Origin of the sequence: Mucilaginibacter galii, assembly GCF_014635825.1 — a bacterium.
In the GTDB taxonomy this organism is placed as follows: Bacteria; Bacteroidota; Bacteroidia; order Sphingobacteriales; family Sphingobacteriaceae; genus Mucilaginibacter; species Mucilaginibacter galii.
The window spans coordinates 137945-155107 of record NZ_BMDO01000010.1 but is presented as its reverse complement, the minus strand read 5'-3'; the positions used below and the strand labels follow the sequence as shown (position 1 = coordinate 155107).

Annotated in this window: 8 protein-coding genes; 6 read left to right on the top strand and 2 right to left on the bottom strand. The window is 41.3% G+C overall.

What is annotated here, in order from left to right; all coding sequences use genetic code 11:
• Window positions 1-176: 176 nt before the first annotated feature.
• Together IEV61_RS16920 and IEV61_RS16915 are read left to right on the top strand one after the other, a co-directional pair.
• Window positions 177-2009 (top strand): family 43 glycosylhydrolase, encoded by a 1833-nt coding sequence (locus IEV61_RS16920; RefSeq protein ID WP_229747185.1) that lies wholly within the window; start codon window positions 177-179, stop codon window positions 2007-2009.
• A gap of 57 nt (window positions 2010-2066) precedes the next feature.
• On the top strand, window positions 2067-3338 hold the full coding sequence (locus tag IEV61_RS16915; RefSeq protein ID WP_188418232.1) for a family 8 glycosyl hydrolase: 1272 nt from the start codon (window positions 2067-2069) through the stop codon (window positions 3336-3338).
• A gap of 35 nt (window positions 3339-3373) precedes the next feature.
• On the opposite strand, the gene IEV61_RS16910 is transcribed toward IEV61_RS16915, so the two are convergent.
• On the bottom strand, window positions 3374-4948 hold the full coding sequence (locus tag IEV61_RS16910; protein WP_188418231.1) for a glycoside hydrolase family 43 protein: 1575 nt from the start codon (window positions 4946-4948) through the stop codon (window positions 3374-3376).
• A 694-nt stretch (window positions 4949-5642) separates the two neighbouring features.
• Here IEV61_RS16910 and IEV61_RS16905 point away from each other — a divergent pair.
• Complete coding sequence (locus IEV61_RS16905; RefSeq protein ID WP_188418230.1) at window positions 5643-8837, top strand: SusC/RagA family TonB-linked outer membrane protein; 3195 nt, start codon at window positions 5643-5645, stop codon at window positions 8835-8837.
• Window positions 8838-8847: 10 nt separating this feature from the next.
• Entirely contained in the window at window positions 8848-10797 is a 1950-nt protein-coding gene (locus tag IEV61_RS16900) for a RagB/SusD family nutrient uptake outer membrane protein (RefSeq protein WP_188418229.1), read from the top strand.
• Window positions 10798-11066: 269 nt separating this feature from the next.
• Here IEV61_RS16900 and IEV61_RS16895 read toward each other — a convergent pair whose 3' ends face one another.
• Complete coding sequence (locus IEV61_RS16895; protein WP_188418228.1) at window positions 11067-12155, bottom strand: endo-1,4-beta-xylanase; 1089 nt, start codon at window positions 12153-12155, stop codon at window positions 11067-11069.
• 389 nt (window positions 12156-12544) lie between these two features.
• Between IEV61_RS16895 and IEV61_RS16890 the strand changes: the two genes are divergently transcribed.
• On the top strand, window positions 12545-16699 hold the full coding sequence (locus tag IEV61_RS16890) for a hybrid sensor histidine kinase/response regulator transcription factor (RefSeq protein WP_188418227.1): 4155 nt from the start codon (window positions 12545-12547) through the stop codon (window positions 16697-16699).
• A gap of 189 nt (window positions 16700-16888) precedes the next feature.
• Window positions 16889-17071, top strand: coding sequence for a hypothetical protein (locus IEV61_RS16885; RefSeq protein ID WP_188418226.1), 183 nt, complete (start codon window positions 16889-16891; stop codon window positions 17069-17071).
• Window positions 17072-17163 lie beyond the last annotated feature (92 nt).

Sequence of the window (17163 nt, the reverse complement as noted above, 5' to 3'; positions counted from 1 at the left end):
AATGTTTCTGACACAATTCCTGTGTTGGAAAAACCCTAAGAGATTTTACTACATTTATGACTATCCTACGTTGTTCTGCTTTAACAGCACTTATTTCATTGCTTTCATTATCTGTTTTTGCGCAGCAGACAAAAAAGACTGATCTTGCTTCATATTATCAAACCGTTCAAACGTATGTGAATCCGGTTTTACCCGGTGACCATCCCGATCCAACTTTACTTAAAGTGGGCGATGATTTTTATCATTGTGGTTCAACCTTTCATTTCAACCCTTACTTGCCAATTTATCATTCAAAAGATTTGGTTCACTGGGAAATTATAAGCCGGGTATTGCCTGCTTCTAAAGCCGGCTGGGTAACAGATCGTCCTTCTGGTGGGATATGGCAGGGTGCTATTACTTACTTTTATGGTTCCTACTGGATCTACTTTTCGGCAGGCGGGCAGTGGTTTAGCAAAGCTCCATCACCAAAAGGCCCATGGTCTGATCCGGTGGAAGTAAAGTCAAACCCTAAAACCGGCCCATTGGGTTACGATAATTCCATTTTTGTTGACGATGACGGTAAGCCTTATATGGTGATCAAGAATGGACAAAAGGTGAACAGGCTACAGGCTTTGGGTAAAGATGGTCAGCTAACGGATAGCGTGATTAATCTGGATTGGATTAATGCCAAGCTGCAATACAGTTGGGCAGAAGGGCCGGTTATGTGTAAGAGAAATGGTTTTTACTATTATTTCCCGGCAGGCGATGTATCGGGTGGTCAGTATGTACTTAGGGCATCGGCCTTAACCAGCGATTCTACAAAATGGGAGCGTTTGGGAAACTTTTTTAAACCTATTACAGATGATGGGGTAGGTTTTAGAAGGCCAAACCATATTGCAGCGCCAGTGCAACTGGCCGATGGTACCTGGTGGACGATAGGACAGAGCTATGAAAAGTATCAGGATAACGATTGGTCGGGAACGGGCAGGCAAACCGCTTTGTACCCGGTTATTTGGGAAGGTGACCGCCCGTGGGGATTGGCGCCAAGTACCCAACCGGTAGTAAAACCAAATTTACCGAGTGGAGGAATACCATGGAGGCATGCAATGTATGATGATTTTGATCAACCCGAATTAGATCTTAGCTGGCATTTTTTAACGAAAAAGGCGTCAACCCGCTATTCATTATCCAGCAAAAAAGGATGGATAAGCCTGCAGCCCGATACTAACCGCACGCACTTATTACAAAAGGAAACAGATCATTATTATACCGTTATTACGAAGGTTGATCTTGATGCTGTAAATGTTGCTGACAAAGCAGGCATCTACCTAACCAACGGAAACCAAAAGGTTAACGTTATGCTGTATACCGGGTTTAACCAGGGTAAAAATATCATCCTTCAAATGGATACGGCAATTCGCCGGATGCCTAATACTATTGGCCGTACCGTTTGGCTTAAACTCACGCGTTATGAGCACCAGCTTACCGGGTATTTTAGCGCCAATGGTAAATCATGGACGCCGCTTGGGCAGTCGGTAAACAGCATTGATTTAGATAAGGCACAGCCCAACTTTAATTCGTGGGTAGGCACCAGCGTAGGTTTATTTGCCGAAGGCAAGCAAGCCGATTTCGACTTGTTTACCTATAAAGACGGATTTTCTGAAATTCCGGCGGTGAGCATGAACAATTTTTATGGCGTTAAGCCGCAAGTCAATCGTTCCGTTACCAATACAAGTGCACTTGGCGGCTGGTTCATGCTTTCCGGAGTAGATTTTGGCAAGCAGGGACCGGCTGCATTATCTATACAAGCTGCATGTAAAACCGCCGGTCAGGTTGAAATATGGCTGGATGATTTGCAAACCGGTAAGCTTGTAGCCCGTGTACCGGTTACAGCGACTGGTGTAGGCCAGTGGAAATCGTTTCGTGCCGCTATAAAAAGTGTTAAGGGACAGCATGATGTTTTTGTAAAGTTTCCTAAAGGTAAACCCCAACAAATTGAAATAAAAAGCCTGCAGCTTTTCGAAAAATAGTTGAAAGCTATCTTATAGTTTACCTAAACCTTATTACATTCTTTAAAATGCAAACCAATGAGAAAAGTACATCTCCTGGCCTTTGTTATTGCCCTTTTGCCCGTTTGGGCATTAGGGCAAAAGCGCGGGGTAAGTCAGCGTAAGTTAACAACGGCGGCCAGTATATCGGGCAATTACCCCAACTGGTTTAAAATAGCCGGTTACAGTCAGGCCGAGATAGACCGTAAACTCGTCAAAGCATACGTCGATGTTTTTGAAGGACCTAACCGCATTTACTTTAAGGCAGATGATACTACGGCTTATGTAAGCGACCTGAAAAATCACGATGCCCGTACAGAAGGTCTTTCTTACGGAATGATGGTGGCCGTGCAGCTTAATAAGAAAGATGTTTTCGACCGTATATGGCGATGGTCAAAGAAGCACCTACAGCATCAAACCGGTCCGCGGGAAGCCTATTTTGCTTGGAGCATTAATACCGAAACGCTCAAACGCAACTCAGAAGGTTCGGCATCTGACGGTGAACTGTACTACGTTACCGACTTACTTTTTGCTGCTAACCGCTGGGGAAATAACACCGGCATCAATTATTATGCTGAGGCACGCCGCATTTTAGATGCGATGTGGAAAAAGGATGGTACAGGCAATATCTTTAACCTCATTAACACCCAAGCCAAACAAATTAGTTTTGTACCCGAAGGCGACGGCTACAAATGGACCGATCCATCTTATCATTTGCCGGCTTTTTATGAAGTTTGGGCCATGTATGCCAAAGATGGTCATGAACAGTTTTACCGCGATTGTGCCGATACTTCACGAGCTTTCCTGAACAAGGCATGCAACCCAGTAACCGGGCTCAATTACGATTATACCGAATTTAGCGGCAAACCACATTCTACGCGCTGGGCACCCGCAGCCTTTCGTTATGATTCGTGGCGTGTGCCCATGAACATTGCCATGGACTACGTATGGTTTGGTAAAGACAAAAGCTGGCAGCAGGATTATGCACGCCGATTTCAAGGCTTTTTGCGCAGCAAAGGATTAAATACCTTCGAAGATCAGTTTAACCCTGATGGCACCCGCCCCGAATTTATACTTAAAGCCGGTAATACCGGCCCTAAACTGCGGCACTCACTGGGCTTGGTAGCCACGGCGGCCACTGCTTCCATGGTTAACCCCGACCCCAAAAGCCTCGATTTTGTACATGCCTTATGGAATGCCAAACTGGAGCCTTACGAAGATGGTTACTTTGATCCTTATTATGATGGCCTGTTATACCTGTTCAGCATAATGCACTTGAGCGGAAATTATCAGATTATTCAATCCAGATAGATATTAGCCATTGGCTACGCATTTAGTTAATCCAATTAACGATCTGATATGGTATCGCTGATGTGGAAGAAGTCAAAATCTGCATAACCTCCGGGCTCTTTGGTGGCATAATTAAACAGTCCAAACCTGTAACCCATAAAATGGGGGATGGTATAGGCCATGTGTAATGCGTTACCAATAGGCGTCCAGGTTTTACCGTCTAAACTATAAGCAAATGCAGCTTTATCAGTACGGTTCCGAAAATCGCATTCGGCCTTCAGGTACACCGTTTTTTGAGATAGGGTCAGGCGTTGTATTTCAATGGCTACACCGGTTTCGCCGTTAACCATCACAATGAACTTACCTGTTGCGTCGGCTTTAACACCAACCCATCCAAACTGTTTCTGAAGCAGGAGCAAGCCGGCGCAATCACCATTTCTTAAACCGCTTATGTTGAGCGCTGTTGTTGCACCACTTACCGGCCCAAAGGTACGTTGCGTTAACGTGTTGCGCGCCAGCATAATGCTGGTATCAATTCTGCCGGTGGTAAGGCGCAGGTAACCTTGTGGTGTAACAGACCATAGCTTATCATCAGGATTATGATTCCATTGCCAAACAAGAGGTAGAGGATATTCGCCTTTCTTACGTTTAAATTCATCAGAAGCCACTATGCCGGGAATAATACTCTTATTAGCCGGCAAGCTTATTTCCATAGGCACTTTTCCATCCTGGCCTAACACTGGCCAACCATCCTGCCAGGTAACCGGCACCAGGTAAGGGATGCGTCCTACAGCGCCAAAATCCCGAAATAGATAGGCGTACCAATCGTTTTTTGGCGTGCTAATGAGTCCGCCTTGTGCAACGCCTTTGTCTTGGAGTGCTACGCGGCCTTCATACGGCCCTGTTAGCTTATCGGCACGGTGAATGAGCACCGTACGCATGCCTCCTTTAGGCCACGAAATGTTGAACAGGTAATATTTGCCCTTAATTTTAAATAGCTGTGAGCCTTCGGCAGGCAAGCCAACATTTGGGCCTGCAGCGGTGCTTGCATTAGTAATAATTTCTTGCGGAGCACTGCCTGCTTTAACACCGGTAAGGTCATCGTTCAGTTCGGCCAGCATAATGCGTCCGGCGCCGTAAACCATGTAAGCCTTACCATCGTCGTCAAAAAATAGAGAATGATCGTGTAGCGCAGGTTTAAAGGAAACTGCTTTCCATGGCCCTTTTTCAATATTCCGTGTAGAATAGATGTATGTTTTATTAGTTGTACCCGCAAAGGTAGATACGTAATACATGCCGTTGTGGTATCGTAAACTGCTTGCCCATGATCCTCGGCCGTATGTGCTTTTGCCGTTATTTAGGTTTAATTCATCAACATCGTCGAGTTTATCATAAGCGTAGCTTACCAACTTCCAGTTAACCAGGTCGGTAGATTTCATGATGGGTACGCCCGGGCTCATGTGCATGGTAGTGCTGCTCATATAGTAGGTGTTGCCCACACGTATCATCGACAAATCGGGAACATCGGCATAGATGGTGGGATTATGCGCTTGTTGGGCTTTGAGCGTACTTGCCAAAACGGTGAGCACAAAAAACAATGCCGCTGAAAAACGGAGCAATTGATTAGTCATCTGAGAAGATAATTGATTATATAGGTTATTTATTGGATATGCTAATTTACTGCACTTACTTAAATCAATAGAGTAGGGTTGTAAAAAAATAAAACAATAATGTTCAAACGCTATCAACTTCAAATTTGAGTTTTTTATTCCTTAAATTTTCAATCCTTTCAGATTGTACCTGGGGATCATAACTAGTAAAATTGTTCAATCCAAAACATTTAATGTTTTGTGAAATCTACATGAGTAACTTCAAATGTTTAAGGTTCATGTTTTGTGCTTATTTTTCAATAATGCGGTTTAATGTGGTTTTACGCAATATTTACTATGGTCAATTGAACATTCGTGCTATTATTTTATTCGTGTGTAGCACGCTTGATTGTGTAAAGCATCGAATTTAGAGCCCAACAATTAAACCTCGCTCCGCGCGTAAACCAAATTAACATCAGTAATACTATCAGCATCATTTAATCCTTTTCCAGGGTCGTTTGCTTATTCGGCACAACGAGTTTTGCAATCGATTGCAGGTTGTTATTTGAGTTTAAGTGCATTGGGAATTTAGCCAATTAGTTATGAACAAACCCTAATGATATGAGACAAAAAGCAACTTAACCAATTAAGCATGCCATCCATGCAAATCAACGCTCCCAGCCATTGCTGGCGGGGTACACCCGATCTGTAAATTATTATTTATTAAATACACTTCATGAGAATAATCAGACTTACTCAATGGTGGAAAACCTATGTTATGGCCCTTGCGCTAACTATGCTTTCTACAGCACTATTTGCCCAAACCCAAACGGTTAAGGGTAAAATAGTAGACGAAAAAGGCGAACCATTAATTGGCGCCACGGTGCGTGCCAACGGTACGCAAACCGTTTCAACAACTAATGTAAACGGTGAGTTTACATTAAACGTGGCGGCAACTACACAAACCATTACCATATCTTATATAGGTTACAATAACCTCGAAAAATCTATTGCCGGACAGAGCGGCAATCTTGGCAATATACCGCTTACCCGGAACACCAGTAGTTTAAGCGATGTAGTAGTAGTGGGTTATGGTACTTTGCGCAGGCAGGACGTTACAGGTACAGTAGCCACTGTAGATGCCAAAGTATTACAGGAAATACCCGCATCGAACTTTGCCGATCAACTTAAAGGTAGGGTAGCAGGCGTAGATGTGGTATCTGGCAGCAGTGGGCCCATAATTTCTATCAGAGGTAACCGTACTATTGGTGCTGCTCCTGGTAAAGACGGCCCGTTGATAGTACTTGATGGCCAGCCTTACTATAACTCTATTGAAAATATCAATCCTAACGATATTAAAAGCATAGATGTATTAAAAGGAGCCTCTGCAACTGCTATTTACGGTACAAGGGGCTCTGGTGGTGTTTTGTTAATAACAACTAATCGTGGCCGTGTTGGACAAACTGTCACTTCGTATGACTCTTACGTAGGCGTTAGTAAATTAGAAGGTAATATTAAATTGCTAGATGGTCAGCAGTTTGCTCAATTACAAAACGATGCACTTCAAGGTGCAGTTTTGCAAGGCTATGCTAACAACTCTCCAATAAACCCTAATAAACTCACTGGTATTGAAACTCAAGCGTTAAACGAAGGAATTAGTACAGATTATGTTGATTTGTTACTTAAACCGTCTATAGTTTGGGATCAAAGCTTACGTATATCAAGTGGAACAGAGAAAACTCAATTTACATTAGGCGGAGGATATCGTCTTAACACCGGCCTACAGCCTAATAATGATACAAAGCGTATTTCATTAAATGCTACGCTTGATCATAGGGTGAGTAAACTGTTGAAGTTTGGTTTAACTACACAAACTACTCTGCGTTTAATTAATGCAGGCGGCGGTGATCAGTTATTGTCTGCACGTTACATCAGTCCTTTAACTTATCCTTTTTTGCCTAATGGTGATATTAATCCTATACCACAGTCAGATCAGGTAGATGCAACGTTCCTTAATCCATTGCTTCCAGGCAAAAGCCCTAATCAGTATTATGACAATACTCGTGGATTCGTACATAACGATATCCTTTATGGAGAATTGTCACCGGTTGATCATTTCAAATACCGCTTTACTGTAAACTACAACTTCTCGCAGTCATTGCAAGGACTTTACCGTGGTATTAACAATGTAGATATTGTTAACGCATCGCGTACAAGCGCATCAACCATTAACAATTATCAGTATCGTTTGTCACAAGAGCACTTGCTAACTTACGATAACACCTTTAATGATAAACACCACGTTAATTTTGTTGCGGTTTTCAGAAGTGAAAATCAACATAATGAAGATTCGAGGATAGATGCAACTGGTATACCATTTGATGTTGTGCGTAATAGCAACCTTGGGTTGGCTCAAACTATTAGTGGAGTTAGTGGCGCATATAGGGAACAAGGTTTAGTTTCCTACATTGCCCGCGTAAACTATGCATTTAATAACAAGTACGATTTAACGGCATCAGTAACTACTGATGGAAACTCGGCGTTAGCTTCGGGTAGAAAGTACAATACTTATCCTTCAATTGGTTTAGGTTGGGTTTTAAGTAATGAAGACTTTATTAAGCGTTATAGCTTTATCGATAATTTAAAATTACGTGCAGGTTATGGCGTTACTTCAACTACAAATACTATTAACCCTTATGAAACAATTGGACAGTTAAATTCTACCAAGTACCAGTATGGTGGTGCATCGGCCGGTAATGCACAAGGTGTATTAGTAACTAGGCTGCCAAACTTCAATTTAACCTGGCAACGTACTACAGAGTACAATTTGGCGTTGGACTTTGGCGTACTTAAAAATCGAATAACCGGTTCGATAGAAGTTTATAAACAAAGAACAACTGGTATTATTTTACCAAACTTACTACCAATAACCAACGGAGCAAGCTCACAGATATCTAACTTAGGTACCTCTGCAAATAATGGGTTAGAGATTACATTAAGCAGCATCAATTTACAAAATGTTGGTGGATTTACGTGGTCAACTGATTATAACATGTCGTTTAGCCGCGAACGTATAGTTGAATTGCCAAATGGTGCTCAATTTAATATCCCTTCAGGTTTGTTTGTAGGCCAGCCACTAAATGTTATTTATGATGTTAAAAAAATTGGTATATGGCAAATAAGCGATAGCCCAGGTATAGATAATTCTAAGCCACAAACCAGTGGCCCCGTTTATTTACCTGTGCGTGGCCAGGCTGGTACTTTTCAATATCCTGGTCAAATTCGTGTAGAAGACGTTAATAAAGATGGTATAATAGACGCAAAAGACAATCAGATAATCGGTAACTTTCAACCGAAGTATCAGTTTGGTATGACTAACCGTTTTAGTTATAAAAACTTCGACTTAAGCATTGTGATTCAAGGCCGTATGAAGTTTACGACTTTAGTACCTTACGTTTCTTCAGCAAATTCAGCTTATGTAGGATGGCAGTTTTTGAACTTAGGTCGCCATAACCAACCGGTTATTGATTATTGGACTCCAACCAACCCTACCAATGCGTTCCCAATGCCAAATGCTCAAGTACAAAGCAACTATTACTCTACCCTACAATATTATGATGGGTCATGGATAAGGGCAAAAAGTATTAATTTGGGTTATAATATACCGAGCAATATTGCAAAGCACATTGGTTTAAATTCATTACGCGTATACGCAAACGTGACCAATCCGTTTATTATTTACGCACCAATTATGAATAAGAGTTTCTCGGTAACCGATCCTGAATCTGTTTATAATCAACAGGTAATAAATTCAATAACCACTGGTAATGTGGGCGGACAAGACGCTAACAACGCCAATTATAGAGGTTTAGCTTTAAGTCCAGGTTTGCAAACACGTGATTTCATTTTTGGTATAAACGCCCGATTCTAAAATTAAGAACATGAAAATTTTAAATAAAGCAAGTTTTATAATTGCTACCGCAGCAATTTTATCATCAGCTACCAGTTGTAAAAAGTTATTGGAAGAAAATCCGAGAGCGCAACTATATCCAAACTATTTTACTACTCCTGGCGGGGTTCAAGCTGCCGTTACAGGTGTTTACAATGACCTTCGTAATACCTTTTCAGGTGAAGGTTTAGTTTTCTATTATAACGGTACAGATGAAACTATACCTGGCGGTAGTGCCGGCCCCAATCCTATAGTTTATAATTCTTTTAATGGTATTAATTCATCAAACGCTCCGGATATAACTGGGCTTTATGTTGATATTAACACGTTAAATGGTGTTTTTCAGTATGCTAGTTCAATTACTGATGTCGCTGCCAGAACACAATATGTTGCGCAAGCTAAATTTTTGCGCGCCTTTTTGTACTTTTATTTAGTACAAACCTATGGTGGTACTACGGCAACACAAAAGAGTGGTATTCCATTGCATACCACCTTTATTACTCAAGCTACTACAGCCGATGCGCCTGCACCACTTGCAGATATCTATAATTTGATTATTAAAGATTTGACAGAAGCTTCTAACGAACTGCCTAATACCATTACCACTACTAATCCGTTTTCTGCAGCGGGAGTTGGTAAAACAGCTACAGCAGCAGTGGCTAAGGCATACTTAGCTAAAGTTTATTTAACTCGAGGCTACTCGGAAGTTAAGCAATCAGCTGATTTTCAAGCATCTGCGGATTTGACTGCTGCGCTAATTAATACTAAGGGTACTTACGGCTTAGATTTGTGGCAAGACTATAGTGATGTGCACAAACCAGCTAACGACTATGGGAAAGAGAATGTTTTTGCCATTGATTTTGGTGGTGCGACTGATCCTTTATATACTGGTTATACACTTCAGGGGTCTGGTGGTTTCGGTTTAAACCAGCTTTATGTGTTGGCACGTATGAATTACGTTGGCCCCGGTATTGATAATATTCCCGGTATAGATGCTGTTCCGCAAAAACTTACCAACAAAACGGGTATGTTCCGTGATGTATATGGTGGCAGGCCTTATACCCGTTTGGCGCCAAATACACGTTATACTATGAATGTGGCTTTTGCAGATCAGGTTCATGACAGCCGTTATGATAACACCTTCCAAACTTTTTGGATCTGTAATACGAATGTGGCAGCCGGAGTTAAAAGCGATCAGGTTACCTTAAAAGGAAAGCTTATCCCTACAACTGGCCCGTCTACCAGCGCTTACATTCGTCCTTTAGATGGCGATACTGCTATTTTGATGCCGAGTGTTGATGTAGACATGGCTCGCAGAGACAATTTCAAAGGCTTGATTGTAACGCCTAAACAATTTAACAACGTTGTTTTCCCAACGGTTAAAAAGTTTGATGATCCAAAGCGTACAGGTACAGGTGATTTCTCGAGTCGTCCTATTATCCTGATGCGTTTTTCAGAAGTATACCTGATGAATGCCGAAGCTAATTATATGTTAGGTAATATAGGTACAACTGCAGATATGTTAAACGTTCTTAGAAAACGTGCTGCATACCGTACTCCGGATGATGCACAGTTTATTGCTAAAAATGCAATATCTGTTACCGCAGCTACTATGGGAACTGTTAATTCTGCAAACGTACAGGCAATGCAGTTAACACCTGCTCAATTAGCGCAGTTATCTATTCCAAACAATACATCAAGCCCAGCTACATTATGTGGTATGGATTTGATTTTGGATGAGTATAGCCGTGAATTATATGGTGATCCAAGACGTTGGTACGACTTGGTAAGAACTCAACAACTGGTACGCAGAAATAAAATGTATAACACTAATGGTGGTCCAAATGTGCAAGATTACCATGCACGTTGGCCAATACCTCAGAATTTAATAAACACGGTATTATCTGGTCCTAAGTATCCACAAAACAATGGTTATAATTAGTGATCTTACTTTAGCGCTCAACTAAGCGCTGAATTAATCAATAACAACAAAGGGTTTCACATAAAGTGGAACCCTTTTTGTTGATAACCGGCTTATAGAAAAGTCAATTTCGTCGCACATACATTCCGTATCGAACGAGGAAATCTTATCACTGTTATTACTTATAGTAATGAGAACGCATTCAAAAATTAAACCCGATGTAAATCTTCGGGCACAAAAAAGCCTGCTTAGCTTAAGCAGGCTTTTTTGTGTTGAAGAGTAGTCTTAGTTTAAAAGTTTACCACTTCCCAGTAAGCTTTCTTGGGTTTAAGGTTGGTATCAAATAACAGCGGGAAATTTTTGCGTCCGCGTCCGTCCAGCCAGGTGTAACGGTCAGATACATTCCAAAAGGTTACGCCGGTAATGTTTTTGCGGTATTTACGAAACACATCAAACACCATCTTGTATTTTTCTAATTGCTGTTGCTCCATTTCGGGCGTGAATACCGCTTTTTCCTGGGGCCTTTCTCCGTTAATTAATTGTCCTCCTTGCCGACCTGCGTACACTGAAATGTCAAGTTCGGTAAACTGTACCTGTAACCCTAACGAGGAAAACATCTGGATTGATTTTTCCAGTTCCTCGCGGCTTGGGTTATTAACCGACCAATGGGCTTGTAAGCCAACACCCTTTACGGGAACACCCTTTGCAAGCAGGCCTTTCAATAGCTTGTATATTTTTTCTCGCTTTGCCGGTTGTTCAGTGTTGTAGTCGTTATAAAACAACACAGCTTTAGGGTCGGCCTCATGCGCATACTCAAATGCTTTGCTAATGAACTCATCGCCGGTAATTTGAGTCCATTTAGTTTTACGGAGAAAGGTAGTATCGTCGGCAATGGCCTCATTTACTACATCCCAAGCATATATTTTTCCTTTATAGCGTGATACTACTGTATTAATATGCTTGTGAAGACGCTCCAGCAAAACTTCTTTACTTACGTCTTTTCCTAAAGAATCTTTAAACATCCATCCGGGAGCTTGTGCATGCCAGCATAGCGTATGTCCGCGTACTTTTAAATGATTACGTTGAGCGAAAGCTACAATACTATCCGCATCGCGCCAGTAAAATCGGTTTTCTTCAGGATGGATAGGACCCATCTTCATAGCATTCTCCGGGGTTATGCTGCCAAATTCTTTTGTGATCAGGCTACTTTCTTCGGAGTGTAATTCGCGTGGGGTAACAGCCACGCCCAAGGTAAAGTACTTTTTATAGTAGTCTTTCAACCCCTTGTCTGAATCGATGCTGACCGGCCGCCAGGATAAGCCTGCGATACATAGCGCAGATGCACCCGAGAATAAGAATAGTTTAAGTTTAAAATTCATGATGTGGTAGTGTTAAATTTTGAATGATTTGGTTGCTAAGACCTAATAGGATAGAACGCGTGTTATTGGTAATCAAATTTAATTGAATACTGCCTTTCTACGTTACGTTAATTGTGTAATTTAATCTCACAAATGTTTTGTTCGCCTTACTTGTAAAAAGTAAACCTATTTACAAATATTTTAGTATTTTGAACCTTAGTGTAATTTATTTAAACAAATATTGCATTACAAATTTGCTATTGGGAGTATATTTGTTCAACCAATTATAAAAACTAACTCTGACACCGCTGTTAATCTCAAGTGAATCATTTAGTTTAAGCTGCATTTTATTGTTCAATTTGAGGGGCTTGCTTATACTAAATGATAATAGGGTGTTGAGCATTTTAGCTATGAATTTACATTTATTTAAGGCATTTAAAACGCTGGCCTTCACGGTAATGCTTTTATTTTTCACCAATGCGCTTACTGCACAGGTTGCAAAATATAATTTCACCTCTATTAGTTCAAGAGACGGACTTTCATCTAACACAGTTAATGCAGTACTTAAAGACAGCTATGGTTTAGTTTGGTTTGGTACGGAAGACGGCCTTACTAAATTTGATGGGCTTAATTACACAGTTTATCGTCATGACGGTAAAGACACTAATAGTTTAAGGTCAAATGAAATCATCTGTCTTTACGAAGATTCAAAACGCCGTTTGTGGGTGGGTACCAGCGGATCTTTGCATTTATACAATCGCAAACGCAATAATTTTTATCGTTATAATTCAAACAGCGAGGTTGACGGCTTATCGAGTGCTAACGTTAAAGGTATACACAGCGATTATTTAGGAAATATCTGGGTAGCTACTTTAGGCGGGCTTAACGTTTTGGATCCAGCCACCGGAAGGGTAAAGAAGTTTAATAATATATCGGGTATTCCCAACGAAGCGCCGCACCAGCCCGTTTTAACGGTGTTTGAAGATAGCAAAAGGCGCATGTGGATAGGCGACAAGCATGGCCTGTTTCAATATGACAGGAGATCGGGTCATTTTATTCCTTTTTTACCAAATGAAAAAGATTCGGAGAGCCTGGCCGGCAATACTGTTAAAGCTATCATAGAAGACAAAAAGGGTAATATTTGGATAGGTACCAACGGGGGCCTGAGCCGCCTGTTACCAGATGGTAAGCACTTTGCTAATATTAAAGAGCAAAGCCCGGCTGCTGCAAGGCTATCAAGTAATATCATTTATTCGCTTGCCCTGGCCGGATCCGAAGATTTATGGATAGGTACCGAGGACGGACTTAATATATTAAACTTACCGTCGGGTTCTGTTGAGCATTATATGCCAGACGGACGCAACATTTACAGCTTATCAGGTAAGTCTATTCGTAGTATTTTTATCGATAATCAGGGCATTAGCTGGCTGGGTTCATACATAGCAGGGGTAAATAAGTATGACCGCAACCTCACATTTTTCGGGTTAAAAAAGAGCAATCCTTATGATAAATTTGGTTTAAGCTCCCGCTTTGTTACCTCCTTTGCCCGCGGCGAAGGGAACAATATTTTTGTTGGTACCGATGGTGGAGGTCTTTCAATTTACAATACTAAAAATGGGCTTTTTTCGCGTTATCCATTGATGTCAACGAGGGGAAAGAGAGCCTCAGATGTAAGTGTTTTAGCACTCGCCCGCACTAAGGACGGTAGCCTGTGGGTCGGAACCTTTCAGGATGGTCTTTTCCAGGTAGATCCTCTCAAGCACACGGCAAAGCAATTTCTAAAAGGCTCTGGGGATTTAGGCGTAAATAACAACGACATATTTTGCATTGATGAAGACCGCAGTGGAAACGTATGGATAGGTACCAATGGGGGCGGAGTTAATGTTTATGATCCTAAAAGCGGTAAGTTTAAATTTTTCATCCATGATTATGGTTCTTCTAACAAATCGATTTTGCCCGTTAACGGCTACATACGCGATTTCGAAGAAGATGATACGGGCAAAATGTGGATTGCCTCACATGGTGATGGCATTGCAATTTACGACCCCAAAACTCAGCAATTTGAAGTACTGAGTCGTATAAAAGGCAATTTACCCAGTGATCTTATTCAAACTTTATACAAAGACAACCAAGGTAATATGTGGGCCGGTACCGGCGATGGTTTGCTGAAGATTAATGTAAAGACCAAACAGGTTCAAGTTTTTGGCGAGGAGCAAGGGCTTGTAAACGGCATTGTACATAAGATACTGCAAGATTCATCCGGCAGGATATGGTTTAGTACCAATAGGGGAGTGAGTTTGTTAGATCCGAAGCGGAAATCAATTGTTAATTATAATAGTTTCAATGGCTTGCAGGGTGGCTCGTTTGAACAAAATGCTGGTATTATAGATAAGGACGGCATGATTTATTTTGGTGGCACAGAGGGGTTCAATTATATACAGCCAAAGGATGGTATCCGTATCAATAAAAACCCGGCCCCGGTTATATTCACCAGTTTGAAAACAGATGCCAGGGAAATAACCAGCGCGGATAGTGATGTGTTAAAGTCGGATATTTCGGTTGCGAAAGATGTGAAATTCAGTTATAAACAAAATTTTTCGATAAGTTTTGTAGGGCTTAATTATACCGGTACTAAGCAAAATCATTACTATTATCGCCTTAAAGGCTTCGATAGAAACTGGATAAACGCCGGGACAAAAACAACGGCTTATTATACTAACCTAAGTCCTGGGGAGTACCTTTTCGAAGTAAAAAGCATAAATAATGATGGCGTTGTTACCCGAGAAATTAAGTCGTTGACGATTACGATTGACCCGCCTTTTTGGATGACCATTTATGCCTACTTATTTTACATCGCCGCAATTGGTTCGTTACTGCTGTACATACGTTATCGTGGTATTCAAAACCTACGCCGCACCTTTAAGCAAGAGGAAGCCAAACGGGAGGCTGAGCGTTTGCACGAACTCGATCGCTTAAAGATAAAGTTCCTGACCAACCTGAGCCACGACTTTCGTACGCCTATAGCACTCATTATGGCTCCTGTTGAAAAATTGCTTGCGCAACATCTTGAAGACGGTACGCAAACGCAAGTTTTCGTTATCAAGCGTAATGCCAGGCGGTTGTTAAACATGGTTAACCAATTGTTTGATCTTAGAAGGATTGAAGAAGGCGAAACGAAACTTAATCCGGTTAAGGCCGACATTATTGCTTTTCAAAAGGAGGTGGCTGAGTCTTTTCGTGATCTTTCTGAAAAGAAGAAAATCTCGTTTGTCTTCAAGTCGTCTATTGAAGCATTATACACTAGTTTTGATGCCGATAAGCTGGAACGTGTACTGTTCAATTTGTTGTCTAATGCCTTTAAGTTTACGCTGGAAGGTGGAAAGGTGATACTGTCCACTCACTTAAACCAGGCAGAAGGTAATGCACAACCACAATTGGTTATTGAGGTTACCGATACAGGCATCGGGATTGAAAAGGAGCAGCATGCTAATATCTTCAATCGTTTTTATCAGAATAAGATATCAGAAAACATATTCAACCAGGGAAGCGGTATCGGTTTGTCTATCGTTAAAGAGTTTGTTGAGCTTCACGGTGGAACCATTGAACTTCAAAGCGAGCCGGGTAAAGGTAGCACCTTTGGTATTTATCTTCCGGTAGAACAGTTAGTAGCTGAACAGCAAACTGAGTATCAAACTTTAGAAATACCAACAGCAGAAGCAGAGGTTAAGACCGACGTACCACAGCCTGGTCTGAATGATGACAACCTGCATGAAACACGTCCTGTTGTTTTAATTGTTGAAGACAATGAAGAGCTTCGTTTTTATTTGAAAGACAACCTGGCTGCGCGCTATAAAGTAGTTGAAGCGGCCGATGGCAAAGAGGGATGGCAAAGAGCCTTGGCCAGCCACCCCGAGTTAATTATTAGCGATATTATGATGCCTAATATGGATGGTATTCAGCTTAGCCAGAAATTGAAAGCAGATAAGCGCACAAGCCACATTCCTATAATTTTGCTCACAGCTTCCACCCGTGAAGATGAGCAGATCAATGGGTTAGCTACAGGTGCAAACGACTATCTGACCAAGCCTTTCAGCTTTGAAATTTTAGAGATCAAAATTAAAAATTTGCTGGTTTTTAACCGCGTACTCAAAACCACTTATACTAAGCAACTTAAAATTGAGCCGGCCGAAATTCAGGTTGAATCTGTGAAAGAAAAATTTTTGAAAACAGTGGTTACTTATGTAGAAGACAACCTGCACAACACGCAGCTTTCGGTAGAAGATCTGAGCCGTCATATGAGTATGAGCAGGGGCTCACTTTATAACAAACTGCTTGAGGTTACCGGCCTATCGCCTGTGGAGTTTATCAGATCTATTAAACTGGAAAAAGCTGCACATTTGTTAGAGAACAGTGATATGAACATTGCACAAATTGCTTATGCGGCAGGTTTTGCAACACCTAACTATTTTGCCAAATCTTTTAAAGTCAAATACCAGATGCTGCCATCAGAATATCTTAGTCGAAAAAGACGGTACAATGCTCAACCAAGCGACCGGGTTTCCTAATTTACTCGATGTTAAAAATGGGTCAGCAAATACGCTAAGAGATGCTTCAAGTGGAGTTAGTAAACTTTAGTCTCTTTTAATTTGAAATTTAAGTGATTACACCGATAAAAAGTAACGGCTATAAAGTTCCGGGCGATTTCGGCATTGTTACTTTCGGAGGTTTGGCAGCGCCGGTTTTAGATCCACCATGTGACGGGGATCAACTTTCAACGCTATCAATTAAGGCAGGTTGCAGCTTCGCAAATTATTAATCAGATTAAATACCGCGATGTTTACAAGTTGCAGCCATTTAAAGTTGAAATAGGGTATGAACTTATTATTCGCGGCTCATCGTTAAAGGATAATTATGTAGACCGGTTAAGCATTGCCTAACTAAGAGAAGTCGGCCAATTTAATAAACCCCAAAATCTTTTCCTAAACCTAAAACATGAAACCCCTGTCGGCCAGTCGACAGGGGTTTCATT

Coding starts and splice junctions, on each gene's coding strand:
- IEV61_RS16890 (WP_188418227.1), top strand. CDS start 12,545: ATGAATTTACATTTATTTAAGGCATTTAAAACGCTGGCCTTCACGGTA.
- IEV61_RS16905 (WP_188418230.1), top strand. CDS start 5,643: ATGAGAATAATCAGACTTACTCAATGGTGGAAAACCTATGTTATGGCC.
- IEV61_RS16900 (WP_188418229.1), top strand. CDS start 8,848: ATGAAAATTTTAAATAAAGCAAGTTTTATAATTGCTACCGCAGCAATT.
- IEV61_RS16910 (WP_188418231.1), bottom strand. CDS start 4,948: ATGACTAATCAATTGCTCCGTTTTTCAGCGGCATTGTTTTTTGTGCTC.
- IEV61_RS16915 (WP_188418232.1), top strand. CDS start 2,067: ATGAGAAAAGTACATCTCCTGGCCTTTGTTATTGCCCTTTTGCCCGTT.
- IEV61_RS16895 (WP_188418228.1), bottom strand. CDS start 12,155: ATGAATTTTAAACTTAAACTATTCTTATTCTCGGGTGCATCTGCGCTA.